This window comes from Janthinobacterium sp. DSP2-3-3, assembly GCF_049897325.1.
Lineage (GTDB): Bacteria > Pseudomonadota > Gammaproteobacteria > Burkholderiales > Burkholderiaceae_D > Janthinobacterium.
Genome location: NZ_JAFCWA010000020.1, coordinates 1 through 23,225, shown reverse-complemented (window position 1 = coordinate 23,225; position 23,225 = coordinate 1). Strand labels below are relative to the sequence as shown.

At 58.6% G+C, this 23,225-nt stretch carries 17 protein-coding genes, 1 tRNA gene and 1 pseudogene; 5 read left to right on the top strand and 14 right to left on the bottom strand.

What is annotated here, in order from left to right; translation table 11 throughout:
* Positions 1-434: 434 nt before the first annotated feature.
* Complete coding sequence (locus ACP7DE_RS26790; RefSeq protein ID WP_426074948.1) at positions 435-2,483, bottom strand: aminotransferase class V-fold PLP-dependent enzyme; 2,049 nt, start codon at positions 2,481-2,483, stop codon at positions 435-437.
* Positions 2,484-2,650: 167 nt separating this feature from the next.
* On the opposite strand from ACP7DE_RS26790, the gene ACP7DE_RS26785 reads away from it, so the two are divergent.
* Together ACP7DE_RS26785 and ACP7DE_RS26780 are read left to right on the top strand one after the other, a co-directional pair.
* On the top strand, positions 2,651-3,148 hold the full coding sequence (locus ACP7DE_RS26785) for an Lrp/AsnC family transcriptional regulator (protein WP_426074947.1): 498 nt from the start codon (positions 2,651-2,653) through the stop codon (positions 3,146-3,148).
* 95 nt (positions 3,149-3,243) lie between these two features.
* Complete coding sequence (locus ACP7DE_RS26780) at positions 3,244-3,381, top strand: hypothetical protein (RefSeq protein WP_426074946.1); 138 nt, start codon at positions 3,244-3,246, stop codon at positions 3,379-3,381.
* 17 nt (positions 3,382-3,398) lie between these two features.
* Here the strand turns inward: ACP7DE_RS26780 and ACP7DE_RS26775 are convergent, their stop codons facing one another.
* Positions 3,399-3,911: a thioredoxin family protein gene (locus tag ACP7DE_RS26775; RefSeq protein ID WP_426074945.1), complete on the bottom strand. Its 513-nt coding sequence runs from the start codon at positions 3,909-3,911 to the stop codon at positions 3,399-3,401.
* Positions 3,912-4,188: 277 nt separating this feature from the next.
* On the opposite strand from ACP7DE_RS26775, the gene ACP7DE_RS26770 reads away from it, so the two are divergent.
* The 3 genes from ACP7DE_RS26770 (at position 4,189) to ACP7DE_RS26760 (ending at position 8,408) form a co-directional block, all read left to right on the top strand.
* A complete protein-coding gene (locus ACP7DE_RS26770) occupies positions 4,189-5,355 on the top strand; it encodes an HPP family protein (protein WP_426074944.1) in 1,167 nt (388 codons plus the stop codon).
* A complete protein-coding gene (locus tag ACP7DE_RS26765) occupies positions 5,352-6,449 on the top strand; it encodes a M48 family metallopeptidase (protein ID WP_426074943.1) in 1,098 nt (365 codons plus the stop codon). The genes ACP7DE_RS26770 and ACP7DE_RS26765 overlap by 4 nt, the downstream gene beginning before the upstream one ends.
* A gap of 135 nt (positions 6,450-6,584) precedes the next feature.
* A complete protein-coding gene (locus ACP7DE_RS26760) occupies positions 6,585-8,408 on the top strand; it encodes a DUF885 domain-containing protein (protein WP_426074942.1) in 1,824 nt (607 codons plus the stop codon).
* Between the two features lie 73 nt (positions 8,409-8,481).
* Here the strand turns inward: ACP7DE_RS26760 and ACP7DE_RS26755 are convergent, their stop codons facing one another.
* From ACP7DE_RS26755 to ACP7DE_RS26700, 12 genes and pseudogenes are all read right to left on the bottom strand, one after another.
* Entirely contained in the window at positions 8,482-9,321 is an 840-nt protein-coding gene (locus tag ACP7DE_RS26755; RefSeq protein WP_426074969.1) for an HDOD domain-containing protein, read from the bottom strand.
* 76 nt (positions 9,322-9,397) lie between these two features.
* Positions 9,398-10,240 carry an ArsR family transcriptional regulator gene (locus tag ACP7DE_RS26750; protein ID WP_426074941.1) on the bottom strand — a complete coding sequence of 281 codons (843 nt, stop codon included), beginning with the start codon at positions 10,238-10,240 and terminating at the stop codon, positions 9,398-9,400.
* Between the two features lie 368 nt (positions 10,241-10,608).
* Complete coding sequence (rpoC, locus tag ACP7DE_RS26745; protein WP_426074940.1) at positions 10,609-14,850, bottom strand: DNA-directed RNA polymerase subunit beta'; 4,242 nt, start codon at positions 14,848-14,850, stop codon at positions 10,609-10,611.
* A gap of 109 nt (positions 14,851-14,959) precedes the next feature.
* Complete coding sequence (gene rpoB, locus ACP7DE_RS26740) at positions 14,960-19,066, bottom strand: DNA-directed RNA polymerase subunit beta (protein ID WP_426074939.1); 4,107 nt, start codon at positions 19,064-19,066, stop codon at positions 14,960-14,962.
* A 244-nt stretch (positions 19,067-19,310) separates the two neighbouring features.
* On the bottom strand, positions 19,311-19,682 hold the full coding sequence (rplL, locus tag ACP7DE_RS26735) for a 50S ribosomal protein L7/L12 (RefSeq protein ID WP_010394320.1): 372 nt from the start codon (positions 19,680-19,682) through the stop codon (positions 19,311-19,313).
* Between the two features lie 67 nt (positions 19,683-19,749).
* Positions 19,750-20,289: a 50S ribosomal protein L10 gene (gene rplJ / locus ACP7DE_RS26730; protein ID WP_034753621.1), complete on the bottom strand. Its 540-nt coding sequence runs from the start codon at positions 20,287-20,289 to the stop codon at positions 19,750-19,752.
* 319 nt (positions 20,290-20,608) lie between these two features.
* Complete coding sequence (gene rplA / locus ACP7DE_RS26725; RefSeq protein ID WP_426074938.1) at positions 20,609-21,304, bottom strand: 50S ribosomal protein L1; 696 nt, start codon at positions 21,302-21,304, stop codon at positions 20,609-20,611.
* Entirely contained in the window at positions 21,304-21,738 is a 435-nt protein-coding gene (gene rplK, locus ACP7DE_RS26720; protein ID WP_034753131.1) for a 50S ribosomal protein L11, read from the bottom strand. The genes rplA and rplK overlap by 1 nt, the downstream gene beginning before the upstream one ends.
* A gap of 114 nt (positions 21,739-21,852) precedes the next feature.
* On the bottom strand, positions 21,853-22,479 hold the full coding sequence (gene nusG / locus ACP7DE_RS26715) for a transcription termination/antitermination protein NusG (protein ID WP_034753130.1): 627 nt from the start codon (positions 22,477-22,479) through the stop codon (positions 21,853-21,855).
* The gene (gene secE, locus ACP7DE_RS26710) at positions 22,479-22,862 is read right to left on the bottom strand and encodes a preprotein translocase subunit SecE (protein ID WP_010394308.1); all 384 of its coding nucleotides are present in this window, start codon (positions 22,860-22,862) and stop codon (positions 22,479-22,481) included. Before secE ends, nusG begins: the two co-directional genes overlap by 1 nt.
* Before the next feature lie 32 nt (positions 22,863-22,894).
* Positions 22,895-22,970: transfer RNA gene (locus tag ACP7DE_RS26705), tRNA-Trp, on the bottom strand.
* Between the two features lie 66 nt (positions 22,971-23,036).
* Positions 23,037-23,225, bottom strand: a pseudogene (locus ACP7DE_RS26700) (elongation factor Tu); the annotation flags it as partial.

Below are 23,225 nucleotides of genomic sequence, written 5' to 3'. Positions count from 1 at the left end.
TCCGGTGCAAGGGGATGGTCGCGGAAGATTTCCTTGAATTTGGAAATCTGTTCCTTGATCTGCTGCGTGACTACTGCGGTGTACTCTTTCAACTTGGCCTCGCTAGGTGCGCGCAGGCAGCCAGCGGCCGCCGTCACGCCAGCCCAGTCTGGAAGAACACGATCGGACACTGGCGAAGACGGAAAGCGAAGCGCCGGAGCGTTGCGACGAATCTCAGGGTGTAGGGAGATTTTCTGAACTTCATCGTAGGTGCGCCCTGCGCGCAAGACCGTGCGCTAGCGTACATACCCGAGGTTTTAGGGACGTGCAGGCAAAGAAATCAGCCCGTGCAGGGAAGAAAAATGCTTGGGGGAAATGAACAGGAGGAACTCAACGACCAGCACCGTGCCAATGATGGCACGATGCAGTATTTCAGAGGAGAAACTTCAGCCCCGTCAAGCCGCGATGGCCAGCGGGTGACGCGTCGCTTCCGCCATCGCCATGCCGCCATTGAGTTGCCATGCAGCAGCATGGCCCAGGCGGCGCAGACAGGCGGCGGCACGCGCGCTGCGATTGCCGCTGCGGCAGAAAAAGACCAGGGGGCGCTGTGGCTGCTGCAGCCATGCGGCCACCTGTCCCGCCAGGCGGCTCAGCGGTACGCTGTGCACTGCGCAGCCCTCGAACACCGTGCCGGCGCAAGCCGCGTGTTCATACGCTTCGCGCACGTCGACGAGGATGGCGTCGGGATGCTGGCGCAGGAAGCCGGGCAGGCCGGCCGCATCGAGCTGCAGTTCGGCGGCAGGCACGAGGCCGTCCTGCACCGCGCGCACCGTGCTGCAGATGCTGCCGTCGTCGCATGCGGCGCACAGCACGGTGTCCGGCGTCACCAGCGCCGCATCCAGCAAGGGCGCCAGCGCCCCGGGCGTCAGGCTACCGGTGAAGGCGAAATGCTGCCCCAGCAGGTACACGTGGGTGGCATGATCTTGGCCGCACTCGATCCGCCGCAAGCGCTGCTGGCCCAGCTCCAGCTCACCGTCGATATCGACGCGACCCACCTGTTCGATAGCGAGTTCCTGCAGCAACGCCAGGCGCGCCGCGCCATGATCGGCGGGCGCTGTCGTGTGCACGATGGCGCGCAAGGCCAGGTGCTGGCAGCGGATGAAGGCGGCCAGGCGCGGCACGAGCGCGGCGGCGGGATCGATGACGACACAACTGGCGCTGCCAGCGTCGCTGAGCAGCCAGGTGCACTGGCCATCCACGCTCAGCTGGATTATGCCGTCCTGCGCGCCGTCCTGCGGCGATGGCGCCAGCGCCGACGGCAGCAAACAGCTGCTGCGCAAGGCCTCGCCGCAACGCTCGATGCGCGCGCAGGCGGCGGCTATCGTCGCCGCGTCAATCAGGGGACCGAACGACAGACGGATGGCCGAGCTGGCGCGCCATTGCGGTACGTGCATGGCTTCCAGCACATAGCTGGGCAGGGCCTTGGCGGCGGAACAGGCGCTGCCCGAGCTGACGCGCACACGCGCCGCATCGAACAGGTCCAGCAGCTCTTTCGAGGACAGGCCGGGCACGGAAAAATTGAGCGTGGTCGGTAGCGACAACGCGAACGGCATATTGAAAACGATGCCGGGGAAAGCGCGCTCCAGGCTGGCCACCAGCTGTTCGCGGAAAGCGGCCAGGTCGGCGTCGCTGCGGAAGGTCTTGCCATCCTCCAGTGCGGCCAGCACGGCGCCCAGGGCGGCGATGCCGGCCATGTTCTCCGTACCGGAACGCAGGCCCGCTTCCTGGCCGCCGCCCATCATCAAGGGCGTAAAGGGGGCGCCGGCGCGCACATACAGCATGCCGATGCCCTTGGGCGCATACAGCTTGTGGCCGGAAAACGGCGCGTAATCGATGCGCGTGGCGGCCAGGTTCAGTTTCAGCTTGCCCAGCGCCTGCACGCAATCGACCATCCAGTAGGCGTCTGCACCGCGTTCCTGCAGCAGTTGCGCGATGGCGGACAGGTCGCTGATGACGCCCGTTTCATTGTTGGCAGCCATCGTGCACAGCATGGCCGTGTCGCCGATCAGCGCGTCGAGTGCCTGCAGATCGTGGCGCCCCTGCGCATCGACGGGCAACTTGCGCACTTCCAGGTTCAGGCCCAGCAGGCGGTTCCAGTGCGCCAGGCTTTCCGGCACGGCCTTGTGCTCGGTCGCGCCATACAGCAGCAGGCTGCCGATGCGCTTGCCTGCAGCGCGCCGTTCGCGCAGCGCGCACAAGGCCGACAGCACGGCCGTCTGGATGCCTTCGGTAGCGCCGCTATTGAACATCAATCGGCCGTCGCCCACGCCCAGCAAGCGGCGGGCGCGCTGGCGTACGCCATCCATCATGGCCTTGGCCTGCAATCCCGTGGCGTGCGTGCTGCTGGGATTGCCATAGCCCTGCTCCATCGCTTGCCGGGCGGCGCCAACGGCGGCGGGCAGCACGCAAGTGGTGGCATTGCTGTCGAGGTAGATTTCTTTCATGATGGCCGTCTGAGTATTCTATAAAAAGGCGCAGCTAAAAAGGACGCAGCGCAGGCGGCTGGAACATATGAATAGTCTAGCGGCACGCTGCCGTAAAGATATACCAAAAGACACTGCAAACGCGTTAATATGAAGCATATTTATGCCACAAAACAGAAAATAACGAAATGAATTCACCAAATACATCGCTCGACAAATTCGACTGTGCCATCCTCGCCGCCCTGCAGCAGGATGGCACCCTGTCGATCGCCGCCCTCAGCGAGAAGATCGGCTTGTCCAGCACGCCCTGCTGGAAGCGCGTCAAGCGCCTGGAAGAGGAGGGCTATATTGAGAGTCGCGTGGCCATCGTCAACCGGCAAAAAGTGGGCTTGCCCGTGACCGTCTTTGTCAGCGTGCGTACGGGACAGCACGATGAAAAATGGCTGCGCCGCTTTGCCGCCGCCGTCATTGTCTTGCCCGAGGTACAGGAATTTCACCGTATGAGCGGCGACGTCGACTACCTGTTGAAAGTCGTCACCACCGACATCAAGGGTTACGATACCTTCTATAAAAAGCTCATCAAGGCCGTGCAACTAACAGGCGTGTCGTCCGCCTTTTCCATGGAGCAAATCAAGTGCAGCACGGAATTACCGCTGGAATTGATCGCGCACGGCTTGCCTGCTTGAACATTTCCACCCGGGCGATGCGGGCCTGATCCTCAGGCTGGACAAGCAACAGGCCGGCGCAGCGCTCAGCGGCGGCTGTCAAGGAAATCAGGGATTTGATCAGCGACTCGGCCCGCAAGGTAAAAGCGGGCAGCAAGCTGGAAGAAACAGCTCATGCGGCGGCGCACAAGCCCATGCTGCCCACGCCATCCCGCCCGAAAGCACTGGCCAGAGATGCGTGGGAAGAGTTTTAAGAGGCGTTGGAAGGAAGTTAAATCGTCGGCGCTTTCACGCTCGCTGCTTGCTTGAAGAAATCATAAATGCCACTCTCGCTCATGCGGCGCGCATTCGCCAGTTCGCCGCCCTTGGTGGCATACAGCACCTGGTTGTTGTCGCTCGATACGAGCACGGCAGCCGGGATGCCTTTCTTGAGCGGATTGCCATAGGCTTGCGCCACGTCCAAATTATGGTCGAAGTTGCCCACGTCGACCTTGACGACCTTGAACTGCTGTTGCATCAGCTCGGCGTTCTTGCCTTCCTTCAAAGCCTTGTCGAGCGCGCGGCAATCCTCGCACCAGTTGGCACCAAAGATCAGCAGTACGGGCACGTGCGCCGCCTTGGCCTCGGCCAGCGCGCGGGCCACGTCGGCCTTCGCGTCGGCCGCCGCGTTATACGGCAAATGCGGCGTGGCGACAGGGGCGCCCGGCGTCGGGGAGGCGGCAATGGCGGTGCCGGCAAGCAGCAGGCTGGCAAAGAAAAGGGAAACGCAAAGGGAAAGGCGCATGCGGGGCTCCTGAGAGAAATCGTGAGGCCAGCTGAACAACTGCCAGCGGGCGTGATTGTCTAGAATATGCCTGCTTGTGAGAAATATCCACCATTTAATTGCACTGTGCTTATGCGGAAAACGTATAAGCATCACCAAGTAGAAGCTGCTGACACGGCATGGCATGGCTTGCGCGCCGTCTGCACAGACGACGCGTAGTGCCCGCCTGCAGCGAAATGGAACGCATGGGATAATATCGGGCTCACATTGAGCAACGCGGCCCGAACGCGCCCTCCCCATGACGACTTCTTTCCTGGCACGCTGGCTGCCGCAACCGAACAATGGCAGCCGCCGCGAACAATTGCGCGCCTGTGCGGGCGCCATCTGCGGTTTGCTGCTCACGGGTCTCATCTGCCACTTCCTGCTGGCCCCCGATAGCGCCAGCGTCTACCTGATCGCGCCCATGGGCGCCTCGGCCGTGCTGCTGTTTTGCTTGCCAGCGAGCCCGCTGGCGCAACCGTGGTCCGTCGTGGGCGGCAATGTGGTCTCCGGCCTGGTGGGCATGGCTTGCGTGAAATGGCTGGGCCCCAGCGTGGGCGTGGCGGCGCTGGCCGCCTGCCTGGCCATCGGCGCCATGTTTGCCCTGCGCTGTCTGCATCCGCCGGGCGGCGCCGTCGCCTTGACCACCGTGGTCGGCGGCGCCAGCGTGCATGCGGCCGGCTTTGAATTCGTCTTCATCACCGTGTTGTTCAATTCAGCCGTACTGGTCGCCTGCGCCGTGCTGTACAACAACCTGACGGGACGCCGCTACCCGCACACCCAGCAACTGGTCGCACCGCATCCGCACGCCACGAAGGATGACATCCCCAGCACGCGCCTGGGATTTTCGCCGGATGACCTCGATGCCGTCTTGCGCCAGCACAGCGAAGTGCTCGACATCAGCCGTGACGATTTGCAGGCGATCTTCCTGCAAACGGAAATGCGCGCCTACCAGCGCCGCTTCGGCGTCGTCACTTGCGCCGACATCATGTCGAAGGATGTGCTCAGCGTGGAATTCGGCACGCCGCTAGATGTTGCCTGGCGTACCATGCGCGAGCACGATGTGGGCGCCCTGCCCGTCCTCAACCGGGCGCGCCGGGTCATCGGCATCATCACGCAGACGGATTTCCTGCGCCTTGGCGGCCTCGACGATTACCAGGGCATGCGCCAGCGCCTGCGCGGTCTGCTGCAGCGCAGCGGCTTCAGCCACAGCGACAAGCCGGAAGTGGTGGGCCAGTTGATGACGCCGTCGCCACACACGGCCCGCCTGGGCACGCCCATCATCGACCTCGTGCCCCTGATGGCCGACGCCGGCTATCACCATATTCCCATCCTCGACGATGAAGAGCGCCTGGCTGGCATCATCAGCCAGTCCGACCTGATGGCGGCCTTATATGAAAGCCGCTTTGCCGAGGCGGCCGCATGACGCCATTCCAGGCACTGCTGACTGGCCCCGAGGGCGGCGCCGGCGGCAAGCCCGTCAGCGCGCATTTCTTCGGCGCGCAGCTGGCCATCGACGCGCCCGCTTCCAGCGTCGATGTGGCGCAACTGGTGGTCAGCGTGGGCGGTATCGATGGACCGGAACTGTTCCTGAACTGGCTCGATGCACAAGGCCGGCAAGCGTCGCTCAAGCCGCTGACAGCTGGCGACATCGCCATCGTCCTGAAGGAAGCGCCGTCCGCGCTGCAGCCGCAACTGCAGCACCTGTGGGGTGAGCGCCAGCGCAACCGGCGGCAAGTGTCGGGCTGGCTGGCCGGTTTGACGAGCGCGGCCGTCGTCGCCTCTGCCCTGCTGTGGTGGCAGGGCGGCAATGCCGTCGGCGCACTGGCGGGCTTCATTCCCTTGTCCGTCGAAAAGCAGCTGGGTGAACTGGCCCTGTCGCAAGTACGTGCGCAGGGCGGCATCAGCGAGCACGGCGTGGCGCAGCAGACGCTGCAGGAGATCGGCCGCAGGCTGACGGCCGGGTCGCGCTACCAGTACCGCTGGCTGGTCAAGCAGGATGACACCGTCAACGCGTTTGCCATGCCAGGCGGCATCATCGTCGTGCATACGGGCTTGCTGCGCCAGGCGGGCGACCCGGGCGAGCTGGCCGGCGTGCTGGCGCATGAAGTGCAGCATGTGGAACAGCGCCATTCGCTGCGGCAAATGATCAGCAGCCTGGGCTGGGGCGCCCTGGTGGGCGTGACCATCGGCGACATCAGTGCCGTGGCCGCCATGCTGGCGCACCAGGCCGGCACCCTGTATTTCAGCCGCGACATGGAAGAGGAAGCGGACCGGCTCGGTTTGCTTGCCTTGCAGCACGCACACATCCGTCCCGACGGCATGCTGCGCTTTTTTCAGAAGCTTGATGACAAGGACAAAGGGGCGACGCCGGGCTGGATCTCCTCGCACCCGCAAACGGCGGCGCGCGCCCAGAAAATCCGCAGTCTGATCGCCACCACGCCTTGCCCCGCTTGCGTCCCATTGGCCAGCAAGCACTGGCAGACGATGAAAGCGGCCCTGCCGCCTACGGCGAAATAGCAACATTTCCTCCCTACAATTTATCCAAACGCACCGGGCAATGGCGTATGCTTACGCCCCGGCTGTTCCTTCGCGAGCGGCCACCCCGACCTCGCTAGGCCCCGTTCATTCCCCTCCTTACAAAGGACATCGCGCATGAAGCATCGTTTTGCCGCCGGCACCCTCGGCACCCTGGCTATCACCCTGGCTATCACCCTGTTACTCGCCCATGCGCCTATGGCCCAAGCGGCCCAGCCCGCAGCCAAAACCATGGCCGTCAGCGCGCCGCAAGCCAAGCAGCGATTGCAGGTCGTGGCCGATCAATACTACGATGCGCTCGCCCGTTTCGAGCCGATCAATGCCACCGAGAGCGGCGACAACCGTTTTGACGACCAGCTCGGTTCAGCCATCGTGCCGGTCGCACGCGCGAAACAGTTCGCCCTGTACCGCCAGTACCAAAAGACCCTGCGCAGCATTGCCCGCGCACACCTGTCGCGCCAGGACCAGATCAACTACGATATTCTCGACTATGAACTGAGCACGGCACTGAGCTTCGAGCGCTTCCCCGACTACCTGCTGCCACTGAACCAGATGGACAGCATGCCCGTCACCCTGGCCAATTATGCGGGTGGCGAGGCATCGCAACCTTTGACCACGGTCAAGGAGTACGACGCCTACTTGAGCCGTATCAGCCAGCTGCCGGGCTGGATAGACCAAGCCATCGCCAACATGAAAGTCGGCATGCAAAAGGGCATTGTGTTGCCGAAAGCGCTGACGGAGTCGGCCCTGCCGCAATTCAAGAAACTTGTCAGCGCCACGCCGCAAGACAGCGTTTATTACACACCCATCAAGAACTTGCCCGCAGGCTTTTCCGCGGCCGACAAGGCGCGCCTGACGGCAATGTACACCGCCGCCATCCAGGCCAGGCTGATGCCCGCGCTGCAGCGCCTGGCCACCTTCCTGGAAAACGATTACCTGCCGGCCGGCCGCAGCAGCAGCGGCTGGAGCGCCCTGCCCGATGGCGCTGCCTGGTACCAGGCGCGCGTGGCCAGCAGCACCACCACGGACTTGAAGCCGGAGCAAATCCACGCCATCGGCTTGAAGGAAGTGGCGCGCATCCAGGAACAATACGCGATCGTCGGTCCGAAGATGGGCTACAACGGCCCGGCCGCCGGCTTGCCCGTATGGGTCTCGGAACAGGCGAAATACCGCCCGTTCAAGACGGAACAGGAAGTGCTCGACGTCTACCGCAAGCTGAACGTGCTATTGGACAGTAAATTACCTGCCCTGTTCACTCTGGTGCCGAAGGCGCCGCTGGACTTGCGCCTGGAGCCTGAACTGAGCCGCGACACGGCCGCCGATCACTACACGGCGCCGGCGGCGGACGGTTCGCGCCCGGGTGTATTCTGGTCCGTCGTCACCGATCCGAAACTGTATGGCGACACGGGCATGACCACCTTGTTCCTGCACGAAGGCAAGCCTGGCCACCATTTCCACCTGGCGCTGGTGCAAGAGATGGACTTGCCGAATTTCCGCCGTTTCGGCGGCAATAATGCCTTCACGGAAGGTTGGGCCCTGTACGCGGAAACGCTGGGCACGGAAATGGGCCTGTTCGAAGATACGGCCCAGTATTTCGGCCACTTGAACGACGAGATGCTGCGCGCCGTGCGCCTGGTGGTCGATACGGGACTGCACACCAAGGGCTGGACGCGCGAGCAGACGATCAAGTACATGCGCGACACCCTCGGCTATGACGCCGTGGCGAAAAGCGAAACGGAACGCTACATGGCCTGGCCGGGCCAGGCGCTGGGCTACAAGATCGGTTCACTGAAGATCGTCGAACTGCGCCAGCGTGCGCAACAGGCGCTGGGTGACAAGTTCAGCCTGCCGAAATTCCATGAAGTCGTGCTCAGCGACGGTACCCTGCCCCTGAAACTGCTGGAAGCCAAGGTCGACCGGTGGATCGCACAGCAACAGTAAAACGCAGCGCCTGAAGGCAAAACGGCAGCACCTCGATGGCGCTGCCGTTTTTTTTCGCCGGTAGTGTTTTCAGCTATACCAGCAGCGCCGCACTCATCGACCGCACTTCTTCGGCAGATTCGGCCAGGATGCTTTGCAGGGTTTCGTTATCGATAATGAAATCGATGACGGAATCGGAGGGCGTGAGCATTTCCACGTACGTCACTTGCAACGGCGACGGCACGGGCGATAGTTGCTTGGCCAACAATAAGGTGTCGAGCAGGGAGTCGGGCGGGATCGACAGCAAGCCATCGCGCAAGCCCTCGATGGCGACACTCACGGTCAGCGGGATCAGCAGCTTCTTCATGACTTCGCGGGAAATGATTTCTTCGGCGGACTCCATCCAGTGATCCGCATCGTCGTCGAGCAGGCCAGGAAATTCATCGGCACGCGACAACAAATAAAAACCGCCCACCTCATGCACGATGCCGGCGAACAGCGCCGTATCGGCATCGACATGCGTCACGCGGCGGGCAAGCACATGCGCCAGCGCCGCCACGTGCGCCGTATGCTCCCACAGCTGTGTCGCCTTCTGGCGCAGGACGGGATCGATGATCTTGCTGCCGAACTGGCGCACCACCATGGCCGCCACCAGCGCATACAGATTGCGATAACCCATGCGCATGACGGCGGCGCGCACACTGGTCACGGGCGCCGCATCGCCGCGGCTGTACACGGCCGAGTTGGCCAGCGCGACCGTACGCGCCGCCAGCAAGGGTTCGGCCAATACCAGTTTGATCGCATGGTCGATATGGCAGTCAGGTTCGGCCAACGCCAATTGCAATTGCAGCGCAGAATTAACACTCGTGGGGAAAATTAATTCTCCGCGCACTGCCTGAGAAACAATTAAACCGAAAGCCTGTAGTTTATTCATCATACGATCAATCCGCCTCAGATATTTTTCTAGCCAATCACTTCATACATCAGAAATTGAATGCCAGGCCCGGCCTTTAGAATACAGATGGCGTGTCATTCACTTGCAAGGAAGAATCTGGCAATGCCAGCGCATGCAATAGCGATTCATCGCCGATGACAAACAACTTCGGCTGCTGTAATACCTGCAGCAGAAATGGCTGGCCTTCACGCAGCCGCCGACGATAATCGGCCAGCGTATATAAGTTGGGATTGATTTTACGCCGCAAGGTTCGCTCGGCCGGGGCCAATCCCGTTAACAGATCGCCATAATTGGCTTCCTCACCCACCAGCAGCAAATCGATGGCGCTGCCAGGCATATCCTGTCCCTTCGCCGTGGCACCGGATACGAATGCCAGGTGCAGTTGGGCACGCAAGGGCGCCAGGGTCGCGCTGAGCACGCCGACGATGCCGAAGGTTTTCTGCACCAGTGCGCTCAACTCGGGATACACGAGGCTTTCCTTGTTGGGCCAGAAGCGCCGTACATTGCCGATCCGCTCCGAGGTGATCAGGCCGGATTCATGCAGGCGCCGCAGTTCCCGCTGCGCCGAAGCGCTGCCCAGCCCCGTCAAACGCATGATCTCGTTCAAATGAAAACCTTCATTCACACGGACAAAGAGCAAGCCCAGCAGTTTTTGCTGGGCTGGAGTAAACAGGGCTTGGGCAATCATGCGCCAAATCTTAGCATGAATAAACTGGAAACTGGCGTGGTGGCGGCAATAGTGCGTGACAGCACAACAACGCGGCGATGCGCCGTCACCGGCAATCGGGTGGGCCCATGCGCAGCAACGTGGGGATGGCACAGCAATGGGTGACAAGGTCAGCAACCACATCGCTCTGTGAGCGCTCACTTCAGATACGCGGGCATGGCGGCCCGACATACCAAGCCGTGCCTGCGCCAGTCTGGCGCCAACCGCATCAGCGGGTTTAGTCCATCAATTCAGGCATGCCAGATGCAATAGTAACTCGGCCATATTTATTCAGAAGCCAAACAGGATAACTACCGGTAGATAGATTTTATTCACAATCTCAGCTATTAATAACAGTAGGACTTTCATTGCATCAGGCACTTTCCCTTTACCCATACTAGCCATATTTTAATGCGTCATATAAATAGCGCTTTAACGACTATAAATGAGCCACCATGATTTGCCGCGTACCACGCTATTCCTGCACATGTTTTATCTAATCGTGCAGGTATAAAAAAACGGCACCCGAAGGTGCCGTTCTTGTCAGCTGGCAGCGTAGATTACGCTTCGTCGCCGTGGTGTTGCTGGGTTTCGATATCTTGCAGCGCTTCGGCAGCTTCGCCAGCCATCGAGGCTTTCTCGGCCAGCAGCAGTGCTTGACGCTCTTCCACTTCCCACGCTTCTTTCTCTTTGCGTGCGCGGTGGAAGGCCAGACCCGTACCGCCAGGAATCAGGCGGCCGACGATGACGTTCTCTTTCAGGCCGCGCAGACCATCGCGCTTGCCCATGATTGCCGCTTCGGTCAGCACGCGGGTGGTTTCCTGGAACGATGCGGCCGAGATGAACGAATCGGTCGACAACGAAGCCTTGGTAATACCCAACAGAACGTTTTCGTAGGTCGCAGGAATTTTGTTTCCGGCTTCCATCAGGTCGTTCTGATCCAGCAGTTCCGAACGCTCTACCTGCTCGCCAACGATGTAGTTGGTGTCGCCGGCATTGACGATCTGTACGCGGCGCAGCATCTGACGCACGATCACTTCGATGTGCTTGTCATTGATCTTCACGCCTTGCAGACGGTACACGTCTTGCACTTCGTCAACGATGTAACGTGCCAGCGCTTCGATACCCAGCAGGCGCAGGATGTCTTGCGGATCGGCCGGGCCGTCCACGATCATCTCGCCCTTGTTCACGACTTGGCCGTCATGCACCAGCACTTGTTTGTCCTTGGTAATCAAGAACTCATGCTTGTTGCCGTCCATGTCCGTGATTTCCAGACGCTGCTTGCCCTTGGTTTCTTTACCGAACGCAACCGTACCCGTGACTTCCGCCAGCATACCGGCATCTTTCGGCGAGCGCGCTTCGAACAGTTCCGCAACGCGTGGCAGACCACCGGTAATATCGCGCGTTTTTTGCGATTCGGTAGGAATACGTGCCAGCACTTCACCCACCGATACCTGTTGACCGTCTTTCACCATGATCAGCGCGCCGACCTGGAAGCCGATCGCCACCGAGTGTTCGGTGCCGGCGATCTTGACTTCTTCGTTCGCGTCGTTGATCAGCTTGACTTGCGGACGCAGGGTCTTGGTCAGCGAACCGCGACGTTTCGCATCGATCGCCACCAGGGTGGACAGACCAGTCACTTCGTCGACCTGGCGGGCTACGGTGACGCCTTCTTCGACGTTCTCGAAACGCACTTGACCGGCGTATTCGGTAATGATCGGACGGGTCAGCGGATCCCACGTTGCCAGGGCCGTACCGGCCTTGATTACCATGCCGTCCTTGACGATCAGGGTCGCGCCGTACGGCACTTTATGACGCTCACGCTCACGGCCATGGTCGTCGGTGATCAGCACTTCGCCGGAACGGGAAATGACAATCTGCGAGCCCTTGCCGTTCGTCACGTAACGCATGGTTGCCGTGAAGCGGATGGTACCGTTCGACTTGGCTTCCACCGACGATGCCACTGCCGCACGCGATGCCGCACCACCAATGTGGAACGTACGCATGGTCAGCTGGGTACCAGGTTCACCAATCGACTGCGCTGCCACCACACCGACGGCTTCGCCGGCGTTGACCAGCATTCCGCGGCCCAGATCGCGGCCATAGCACTTGGCGCACAGGCCGAAGCGCGTGTCGCAAGTCAGTGGCGTACGCACCTTGACTTCATCGATGGACAGACGTTCGATCTCTTCGACCATGTCTTCGTCCAGCAACGAACCGGCTTCGTACAGCGTTTCCTGGGTTTCAGGATTGACGACATCGTGCACGGTAACGCGGCCCAGGATACGGTCGCGCAGCGCTTCGATGACTTCACCACCTTCGACCAGCGCCTTCATCAGCGCGCCGTTCATGGTGCCGCAATCGTCCTCAATGACGACCAGATCTTGCGTCACGTCGACCAGACGACGCGTCAGGTAACCGGAGTTAGCCGTTTTCAGCGCCGTATCGGCCAGACCTTTACGCGCACCGTGGGTCGAAATGAAGTACTGCAAAACGTTCAGACCTTCGCGGAAGTTCGCGGTAATCGGCGTTTCGATAATCGAGCCATCCGGTTTCGCCATCAGACCACGCATACCGGCCAACTGACGAATCTGGGCTGCGGAACCGCGCGCGCCGGAGTCGGCCATCATGTAAATGGCGTTGAACGATTCTTGCGTCGACTTGGTGCCGTCGCGGCGGATCACGTCTTCGACTTTGAGCTGGTCCATCATGGCCTTGCCGACTTCATCCGAGGTTTTGCCCCAGATATCGACTACCTTGTTGTAACGCTCGCCGGCGGTCACGAGACCCGAGGCGTATTGCTGTTCGATCTGCTTGACTTCCGATTCGGCGGCCGCGATCAGCGTGACTTTTTGCGGCGGTACCAGCATGTCGTCGACGCAGATCGAGATACCGGCGCGTGTCGCCAGGCGGAAACCCGATTGCATCAGTTTGTCTGCGAACACCACGGTGGCGCGCAGGCCGCACTTGCGGAACGACGTGTTGATCAGCTTGGAAATTTCTTTCTTTTTCAGAGCGCGGTTCAGGACGGAGAACGGCAAGCCTTTAGGCAGAATCTCCGACAGGATCGCACGGCCGATCGTCGTTTCGTAACGCGTGACCGTTTTCTCGAATTCGCCCGTTTCGGCGTTTTTCGGGTATTCGGTAATACGCACGGTAACGCGGGTCGTCAGTTCGACTTCCTTGTTGTCGTAGGCGCGGATCACTTCCGAGACGTCAGGGAACATCATCCCTTCGTTCTTCGCATTGATCGCTTCGCGGGTCGCGTAGTACAGACCCAGCACGATATCCTGCGACGGCACGATCGACGGTTCGCCGTTCGATGGGAACAGGATGTTGTTCGATGCCAGCATCAGGGTGCGTGCTTCCATCTGCGCTTCGATCGACAGAGGAACGTGGACCGCCATTTGGTCACCGTCAAAGTCGGCATTGAATGCCGCGCAGACGAGTGGATGCAACTGGATGGCCTTGCCTTCAATCAGGACTGGCTCGAACGCCTGGATACCCAGACGGTGCAAGGTCGGTGCGCGGTTCAACATGATCGGATGTTCACGAATCACGTCTTCCAGGATGTCCCACACGACCGGCTCTTGAATCTCGACCAGCTTTTTAGCGGCCTTGATCGTGGTCGCCAGACCCATCAGTTCCAGTTTATTGAAAATGAAGGGTTTGAACAATTCCAGCGCCATCAGTTTCGGCAAGCCGCACTGATGCAACTTAAGCTGAGGGCCGACGACGATGACCGAACGACCGGAGTAATCGACGCGTTTGCCCAGCAAGTTTTGACGGAAACGGCCGCCCTTGCCCTTGATCATTTCAGCCAAGGACTTCAGCGGACGCTTGTTGGCGCCGGTCATCGCTTTGCCGCGACGGCCATTGTCCAGCAGCGAATCGACCGCTTCTTGCAGCATGCGCTTTTCGTTGCGCGTGATGATCTCTGGAGCGCGCAGCTCCATCAGGCGTTTCAGACGGTTGTTACGGTTGATGACGCGGCGATACAGATCGTTCAGATCCGAGGTCGCGAAACGGCCGCCATCGAGCGGTACCAGCGGACGCAGTTCCGGCGGCAGCACTGGCAGCACTTCCATGATCATCCAGTCAGGCTTGATGCCCGAACGTTGGAACGCTTCCAGCACTTTCAGGCGCTTGGCGTATTTCTTGATCTTGGCTTCGGATTTCGATTCCTTCAGTTCCACGCGCAGGGTTTCGGCATCGCGGTGGATGTCGATCGAGCGGAGCAGTTCACGGATACCTTCGGCGCCCATGAAGGCGGTGAAGTCGTCGCCGTACTCTTCGTACTTGGCGGCGTAGTCGTCTTCCGACATGATCTGGCACTTCTTCAGCGGGGTCATGCCTGGATCGGTCACGACGTATGCTTCAAAGTACAGCACGCGTTCGATGTCCCGCAGGGTCATGTCCAGGACCATGCCCAGACGCGACGGCAAGGACTTCAGGAACCAGATGTGCGCGGTCGGCGAAGCCAGCTCGATGTGGCCCATGCGCTCACGGCGCACTTTGGCCAGGGTGACTTCGACGCCGCACTTTTCGCAGATCACGCCGCGGTGTTTCAGGCGCTTGTACTTGCCGCACAGGCATTCATAATCCTTGATCGGGCCAAAGATCTTGGCGCAGAACAGGCCATCGCGCTCAGGCTTGAAGGTACGGTAGTTGATGGTTTCCGGCTTCTTGACTTCGCCGTAGGACCACGAACGGATTTTCTCAGGCGAAGCGAGACCGATCTTGATTGCATCGAAGGTCTCGTTGGTCTGTACTTGCTTGAATAGATCGAGCAGTGCTTTCATGTATCACTCCAGAGGTGATTAAATTTCTATATTCCTGAGACTACATTGCCCGGCATGGTTTCCCAGCCGGGCTTTGTGTTTCCCAAACCAAATGACAGGTGGCTGTCTTTTAGTTGCGTTCGAGGTCGATATCGATACCCAGCGAACGGATTTCCTTGACCAGCACGTTGAACGATTCAGGCATGCCGGCGTCGATCACGTGGTCACCTTTGACCAGGTTTTCGTACACTTTGGTACGGCCATTCACGTCATCGGACTTGACGGTCAACATCTCTTGCAAGACATACGACGCGCCATACGCTTCCAGTGCCCAGACTTCCATCTCACCGAAACGCTGACCACCGAACTGGGCTTTACCACCCAGCGGCTGCTGCGTTACCAGCGAGTAAGGACCGGTCGAACGCGCATGCATCTTGTCATCGACCAAGTGATGCAGTTTCAGCATGTGCATGACGCCGACAGTGACCTTGCGCTCGAACGCTTCACCGGTGCGACCGTCATACATGGTCACCTGGTTTTTCGAAGCCGTCATGCCCAGGTTCTTGGCGATGTCGTCCGGATACGCCAGGTCCAGCATGCGGCGGATCTCTTCTTCGTTCGCGCCGTCAAACACTGGCGTGGCGAATGGAACACCTTTTTTCAGGTTTTCGGCCAGTTTCATGATCTCTTCATCATCAAACTTGTCCAGATCTTCCGCGCGGCCATTGTCGTTGTAGATCGTCGTCAGGTACTTGCGCACTTGTTCGACCTTGGTTTGCGCCTTCAGCATTTCGCCGATGCGGATACCCAGACCCTTGGCAGCCCAGCCCAAGTGAGTCTCGAGAATCTGACCAACGTTCATCCGCGAAGGAACGCCCAGCGGGTTCAGCACAACGTCGGCTGGCGTGCCGTCGGCCATGTATGGCATGTCTTCCACAGGAACAATACGCGAAACCACACCCTTGTTACCGTGGCGACCGGCCATCTTGTCGCCCGACTGCAGGCGGCGTTTCACGGCCAGGTACACCTTGACCATTTTTTGCACGCCTGGTTGCAGCTCATCGCCTTGCGTCAGTTTCTTGCGCTTCTCTTCGAAGGCCAGATCGAACTGGTGACGCTTCTCGTTGATCGATTCCTTGATCGCTTCCAGCGCTACCGCTGCATCGTCGTCCGCAGGGCGGATGTCGAACCAGTGGTATTTGTCCAGATCGGCCAGGTAATCCTTGGTGATCTTGGCGCCTTTGGCCAGCTTTTTAGGGCCGCCGTTGACAACTTTGCCGATCAGCATTTTTTCCAGACGCTGGAAGGCATCGCCTTCAACGATACGCATCTGGTCATTCAAATCCAGACGGAAGCGTTTCAGTTCGTCATCGATAATTTGCTGGGCACGCTTGTCGCGCACGATGCCTTCACGGGTGAAGACTTGCACGTCGATCACGGTACCGATCATGCCCGAAGGCACGCGCAGCGACGTATCTTTTACGTCCGAAGCTTTTTCGCCGAAAATCGCGCGCAGCAGCTTCTCTTCCGGAGTCAGCTGGGTTTCGCCTTTAGGCGTCACTTTACCGACCAGGGTGTCGCCGGCTTGTACTTCAGCGCCGATGTAGACGATACCGGACTCATCCAGACGTGCCAGCTGATTTTCAGCCAGGTTCGAGATGTCGCGTGTAATTTCTTCCGCGCCCAGTTTCGTGTCACGCGCAACGACCGACAATTCTTCGATGTGAATCGAGGTGTAGCGGTCGTCCTTGACGACGTTTTCCGAGATCAGGATCGAATCTTCGAAGTTCAGACCATTCCATGGCATGAAGGCCACGGTCATGTTCTGGCCCAGCGCCAGTTCACCCAGGTCGGTCGATGCGCCATCGGCGATCACGTCGCGCTTGGCAACACGGTCGCCCACTTGCACGATAGGACGCTGGTTGATGTTGGTGTTCTGGTTCGAACGGGTGTACTTGATCAGGTTGTAGATGTCGACGCCCACTTCACCAGCGGTGGCTTCGTCATCATTGACGCGAATCACGACACGGCCCGCATCGATGTAATCGACGATACCGCCACGTAAGGCTTGCACGGTGGTGCCCGAGTCGACCGCAACGGTGCGTTCGATACCGGTACCGACCAGCGCTTTTTCAGGACGCAAGCAAGGCACAGCCTGGCGTTGCATGTTGGCGCCCATCAATGCACGGTTCGCATCATCGTGTTCGAGGAACGGAATCAGCGAGGCAGCAACGGAAACGATCTGGCCCGGCGCCACGTCCATGTACTGGATGCGCTCCGGGGAGACCAGAATGGTTTCGCCGGCTTCACGGGCCGAGACCAGTTCATCGGACAGCGTGCCTTCATCGCTGATGGTCGCATTCGCCTGAGCGATGATGTAGCGGCCTTCTTCGATGGCGGACAGGTAGTCGATCTGGTCGGTGATCTTGGAGCCTTCGACCTTGCGGTACGGGGTTTCCAGGAAGCCGTATTCATTCAGGCGGGCATACAGAGCCAGCGAGTTGATCAGACCAATGTTCGGACCTTCCGGTGTCTCGATCGGGCAGACGCGGCCGTAGTGGGTCGGATGCACGTCGCGCACTTCAAAGCCAGCACGTTCGCGTGTCAGACCGCCGGGTCCCAGAGCCGATACGCGGCGCTTGTGGGTAATTTCCGACAGAGGATTGGTTTGGTCCATAAACTGCGACAACTGGGACGAACCGAAGAACTCGCGAATCGCAGCCGAAATCGGCTTCGAGTTGATCAGGTCGTGCGGCATCAGGTTGTCCGCTTCGGCTTGGCCGAGGCGTTCCTTGACAGCGCGCTCAACACGCACCAGGCCGGCGCGGAATTGATTCTCGGCCAGTTCGCCCACGCAACGTACGCGACGGTTACCCAAGTGATCGATATCGTCGACTTCGCCGCGACCATTGCGCAGTTCCACCAGGATCTTGATCACGGCCAGCACGTCTTCGTTCGACAGGGTCATGGCGCCGGTCAGTTCATCGCGGCCAATGCGGCGATTGAACTTCATGCGGCCCACGGCCGACAAGTCGTAGCGGTCCGAGTTGTAGAACAGGCCATTGAACAGCGCTTCAACGGAATCTTCCGTTGGCGGTTCGCCTGGACGCATCATGCGGTAGATCGCCACTTTCGCAGCCATCTGGTCGGCGGTGTCGTCGATACGCAGGGTTTGCGAGATGTAGGCGCCTTGATCCAGGTCGTTGGTATACAAGGTCTGGATTTCGCTGATGCTGGCATCGCGCAAGCGGCCCAGCAAGTCTTCCGTCAGCTCATCGTTCGCGGAGGCAACGACTTCACCGGTGTCGCCATCGACGATGTTCTTCGCCAATACGCGGCCCAGCAGGTAGTCTTCCGGTACGGAAATGTGCTTGATGCCGGCAGCTTCGATATCACGCACGTGCTTGGCGTTGATACGCTTGTCTTTCAGCACCAGGGTCTTGCCCGACTTGTCGACGATGTCAAAGCGCGCCACTTCGCCGCGCAGACGTTCGGCGACGAATTCCATTTCCGCGCCTTCGGAGCGCAGGTTGAAATTGTCGAAGACAAAGAAATTGGCCAGGATTTGCTCATGCGACATGCCGATGGCTTTGAGCAGGATCGTCACTGGCATCTTGCGACGGCGGTCGACGCGGAAGAACAAGATGTCTTTCGGGTCGAACTCGAAGTCCAGCCACGAACCGCGGTAAGGAATGATACGCGCGGAGAACAGCAGTTTGCCGGACGAGTGAGTCTTGCCGCGGTCGTGCTCGAAGAACACGCCAGGCGAACGGTGCAGCTGGGAAACGATAACCCGCTCCGTGCCGTTGATCACGAACGAACCGGTGGTCGTCATGAGCGGCAATTCGCCCATGTAGACTTCCTGTTCTTTCATTTCCTTGACGACAGGCTTGGTTGGTGATTCCTTGTCCAGGATCACCAGGCGCACTTTCGCGCGCAGCGGCGACGCGAACGTCAGGCCACGTTGTTGACATTCTTTGACGTCAAAGGCAGGATCGCCCAGAACGTACGACAAGAATTCGAGACGCGCAAAACCATTGTGCGAAACGATAGGGAAAATCGAAGTGAAAGCCGACTGCAGGCCATCATTCTTGCGGCCGGACGGTGCTATGTCCTCTTGCAAGAAGCTATGATAAGACTCGAGCTGGGTCGCCAGCAGGAACGGAACGTGGTGAACGTTGGCGCGCTTCGCGAATGATTTGCGAATGCGTTTCTTCTCAGTAAATGAGTAGTGCATGGACACTCCGTGAGTGACAGAAAGGATAGAAAATTCAGGTTTTGCAAGTGTTCGTTTGCACCGCTGCGTGTGACACAGACGAAACCTCAAGGCTCTGCTTTCCGGCTTGAATCGAATAAAAACTGCTGCTACAACTACATGACAAATACGATGCAGACGACAAAGGAGCCAAAGTCGGATTTCCCCCCTTGCGAGGGGAAACCTCAGACTTTGACTCGGGCGCTAACTGCCGCCGGTACAGATATTACTTGATCGAAGCGGTTGCGCCGGCTTCTACCAGTTTCTTCTGTGCTGCTTCAGCGTCAGCTTTCGACACTGCTTCTTTCACAGTTTTTGGTGCGCCATCGACCAGGTCTTTAGCTTCTTTCAAGCCCAGGCCGGTGATTTCGCGAACTGCTTTAATGACGCCAACTTTGTTTGCGCCGAAGCTGTCCAGGATGACGTTGAATTCGGTTTGTTCTTCAGCAGCTGCTGCTGGGCCTGCTGCAGGACCGGCCGAAGCCATTGCTGCTGCGGACACGCCGAATTTTTCTTCGAATGCTTTAACCAGGTCGTTCAGGTCCATTACGGACATGGCGCTAACTGCTTCCAGGATATCGTCTTTGCTAATTGCCATTTTGAAACTCCTAAATTTATTACGTTAGTTACATCAGATTGGTACTGAGAGAAAAAAGCGCGCGCAATTAAGCGGCTGCTGGGGCTTCTTCTGCTGCTGCTTCTGCAGGAGCTTCGGCGCCTTCGCCTTTTTTCGCTGCCAGGGCAGCCAGACCACGTGCAAAGCCCGAAACCGGAGCCAGCATAACGCCCAACAACTGCGAAATGAGAACTTCACGGCTAGGAATGCTCGCCAACGCGGTGACAGCAGCTGTATCCAGCGGCTTGCCTGCGTAGTTACCTGCTTTGATGACCAGTTTGTCGTTGGTTTTAGCGAAGTCAGCGATGACTTTAGCTGCTGCAACGGCATCGGCCGAGATCGAGTAGATCAACGGGCCGGTCATGGCATCTGCCAGGCTGGCGAATGCGGTACCTTCAACGGAGCGACGAGCCAGAGTGTTTTTCAACACACGCAGGTACACGCCTTGGGCACGCGCTTTAGCACGCAGTTGCGTCAAGTGACCAACCTGGATGCCACGATATTCGGCCACGACGATCGTTTGCGCATTTGCTACTTGTGCGGAAACTTCGGCGACGACGGCCTTTTTGTCATTCAGATTGAGACTCACGGTCAACCTCCTTAAATGATGTTCGGCAATCACAACCGAGTGGTTGAGCGCCTTGCATCGGTTCGAACACGGCGTCCGAAGTCAAGAAGTACTAAACTGAGCGGATGAATTCACGCAGCATGAGGACTACAAAACTTGTTCGGGTACACCATCTGCGTTGGGCACTTGCCGTTGCCGGCAAGCCTATTAACCTTCTGCATGTGCAATCACAGTCGGCCCAACGGTCTTTGATTGTCTGCCTGCCTGGTGCGAACACCGGGCAGACAGCCCAAAGATGCGCCCGCAGCGCCCGAAGGCGCTACGGGACTTGATTCTTTACTTAAGCTGCCAGGCTAGCCTGATCAACACGGACGCCAGCGCCCATGGTCGACGACAGCGAAACTTTGCGCAGGTACACGCCTTTGCTCGATGCTGGCTTGGCTTTGTTCAGTGCGTCGATCAGTGCGACCAGATTCGATTTCAAATCTGCGTCAGCGAACGATTTACGGCCGATGGTAGCGTGGATGATACCGGATTTGTCGGTACGGTACTGAACTTGACCGGCTTTCGCGTTTTTCACGGCGGTAGCGACGTCAGCAGTAACAGTGCCAACTTTTGGGTTAGGCATCAGGCCGCGTGGGCCCAGGATCTGACCCAGGGTACCAACGATACGCATGGTATCTGGCGAAGCGATAACGATATCGAAAGGCATGTTACCGGCTTTGATCGATTCAGCCAGGTCTTCCATACCAACGATGTCGGCGCCAGCTGCTTTAGCAGCTTCTGCTTTTTCGCCCGACGCGAAGACAGCCACGCGTACGGTTTTGCCGGTACCAGCTGGCAGCACGACGGAGCCGCGCACCACTTGGTCAGATTTCTTAGGATCAACACCCAGTTGTACCGATACGTCGATCGATTCATTGAACTTGGCCGTTGCGCACTCTTTGATCAGAGCGACAGCGTTGTCGAAAGCGTACACTTTGGTACGGTCGACTTTGGCTTTCAAAGCCTTGATACGTTTGGATAACTTAGCCATTATACAACACCTTCCACCGTGATACCAATCGAACGAGCGGAACCAGCGATGGTGCGTACAGCAGCATCCATGTCGGCAGCGGTCAGATCAGGGGTTTTCAATTTAGCGATTTCTTCAGCTTGTGCGCGGGTCAGCGTACCGACTTTGTCGGTATGTGGCTTCGGCGAACCTTTGGTGATCGCAGCAGCTTTTTTGATCAGGTAGGTTGCTGGAGGCGTCTTCATCACGAACGTGAAGGACTTGTCCGCAAACGCGGTGATCACGACTGGAATCGGCATGCCTGGCTCCAGACCTTGGGTCTGTGCATTGAAGGCTTTGCAAAATTCCATGATGTTCAGACCACGTTGACCCAGAGCTGGACCGATTGGTGGGGATGGGTTTGCTTTACCAGCTGGTACTTGCAGCTTGATAAAACCAATGATTTTCTTTGCCATGATGGCTCCTATCTTGGATTGAGTAGTAGCGCCCCGCCGATCCTACCCTGGCGGGGCTCCTCTGACCGGATTTCGCTGAGACTGCCGCGACGCTCCTGGTGGCGCTGATACAACTTAAACTTTTTCGACCTGGCCGAATTCGAGTTCCACCGGAGTAGCGCGGCCAAAAATGGTAACCGAGACGCGCACTTTGGATTTCTCGTAATTGACTTCTTCGACATTGCCGTTGAAATCGGTGAACGGACCGTCTTTGATGCGCACCTGCTCGCCCACCTCGTACAAGGTTTTTGGACGGGGCTTCTCGACACCCTCTTGCATCTGCTTCATGATGCCGTCGATTTCGCGCGCGGAGATCGGCGTCGGCTTGTTCGACTTGCCACCAATAAAACCGGTAACCTTGCTGGTGTTTTTGACCAAGTGCCAGCTCTCGTCCGTCATTTCCATTTCAACCAGCACATAACCAGGATAGAAACGACGTTCGGTGACGGACTTTACACCATTCTTGACTTCGACTACTTCTTCAATCGGCACCAGGATCTGGCCGAACTGATCTTGCATGCCCGCGCGCTCGATGCGCTCGGTCAGTGCGCGCATGACGCTTTTTTCCATGCCGGAATAAGCATGCACGACATACCAGCGCTTGCTGCTCACTGGCACGCTCAGCGCTGCACCAGTATCCGCTACCGGAGCGTCGCCCGGAACGGACTCGTCCGCCGCTTCATCATGCACATTTTCGCTCATTATTTTTTCCAACCCAGAATTACGTCATACAACAAAAACTCGAGCAATTTATCCGTGCCCCACAGGAAAATCGCCATGACCAGCACAAAGGCAAACACGATCGCAGTAATCTGCGTGGCTTCTTTGCGGGTAGGCCAAACGACTTTCTTGGTTTCGCGCACAGCTTCTTTGGCGAAATTGAGAAATTCACGGCCGGTCGTCGAGACATACAAGAGCGCAACAGCAATAACCAAACCAGCCACAAGCGCGCTTGCACGCACCAGAGCTGGTTGGCCTGCCAGGTAATAAAACCCGACTACTCCTGCAATCGCAGCTACTATTGCCAGCGCGACTTTTATCTTGTCACTCGACGTGCTAACGGTTTGCACGGATTGATTTGACATTTTTCTACTTTCGGTGCCCTGCACCTTGACGGTGGCAGGGACGGAGGGCATCGAACCCCCAACCTTCGGTTTTGGAGACCGACGCTCTGCCAATTGAGCTACGTCCCTACGTAAAACTTTCGAGGAGTGCTATTCTACCACTCAGGACGCCCCGAGTGGTAGCATAACATTTCCTTATGCGAGGATTTTTGCAACCACGCCGGCGCCGACGGTACGACCGCCTTCACGGATAGCGAAGCGCAGACCTTCTTCCATCGCGATCGGGTTGATCAGCTTGACGGTGATCGACACGTTATCGCCTGGCATGACCATTTCTTTGTCTGCTGGCAACTCGATCGAACCAGTCACGTCCGTCGTGCGGAA

Excerpts from the sequence above, each read along its gene's own strand:
- ACP7DE_RS26790 (WP_426074948.1), bottom strand. The coding sequence starts at position 2,483 with ATGAAAGAAATCTACCTCGACAGCAATGCCACCACTTGCGTGCTGCCC.
- ACP7DE_RS26785 (WP_426074947.1), top strand. The coding sequence starts at position 2,651 with ATGAATTCACCAAATACATCGCTCGACAAATTCGACTGTGCCATCCTC.
- ACP7DE_RS26775 (WP_426074945.1), bottom strand. The coding sequence starts at position 3,911 with ATGCGCCTTTCCCTTTGCGTTTCCCTTTTCTTTGCCAGCCTGCTGCTT.
- ACP7DE_RS26770 (WP_426074944.1), top strand. The coding sequence starts at position 4,189 with ATGACGACTTCTTTCCTGGCACGCTGGCTGCCGCAACCGAACAATGGC.
- ACP7DE_RS26765 (WP_426074943.1), top strand. The coding sequence starts at position 5,352 with ATGACGCCATTCCAGGCACTGCTGACTGGCCCCGAGGGCGGCGCCGGC.
- ACP7DE_RS26760 (WP_426074942.1), top strand. The coding sequence starts at position 6,585 with ATGAAGCATCGTTTTGCCGCCGGCACCCTCGGCACCCTGGCTATCACC.
- ACP7DE_RS26755 (WP_426074969.1), bottom strand. The coding sequence starts at position 9,321 with ATGAATAAACTACAGGCTTTCGGTTTAATTGTTTCTCAGGCAGTGCGC.
- ACP7DE_RS26750 (WP_426074941.1), bottom strand. The coding sequence starts at position 10,240 with ATGTCGGGCCGCCATGCCCGCGTATCTGAAGTGAGCGCTCACAGAGCG.
- rpoC (WP_426074940.1), bottom strand. The coding sequence starts at position 14,850 with ATGAAAGCACTGCTCGATCTATTCAAGCAAGTACAGACCAACGAGACC.
- rpoB (WP_426074939.1), bottom strand. The coding sequence starts at position 19,066 with ATGCACTACTCATTTACTGAGAAGAAACGCATTCGCAAATCATTCGCG.
- rplL (WP_010394320.1), bottom strand. The coding sequence starts at position 19,682 with ATGGCAATTAGCAAAGACGATATCCTGGAAGCAGTTAGCGCCATGTCC.
- rplA (WP_426074938.1), bottom strand. The coding sequence starts at position 21,304 with ATGGCTAAGTTATCCAAACGTATCAAGGCTTTGAAAGCCAAAGTCGAC.
- rplK (WP_034753131.1), bottom strand. The coding sequence starts at position 21,738 with ATGGCAAAGAAAATCATTGGTTTTATCAAGCTGCAAGTACCAGCTGGT.
- nusG (WP_034753130.1), bottom strand. The coding sequence starts at position 22,479 with ATGAGCGAAAATGTGCATGATGAAGCGGCGGACGAGTCCGTTCCGGGC.
- secE (WP_010394308.1), bottom strand. The coding sequence starts at position 22,862 with ATGTCAAATCAATCCGTGCAAACCGTTAGCACGTCGAGTGACAAGATA.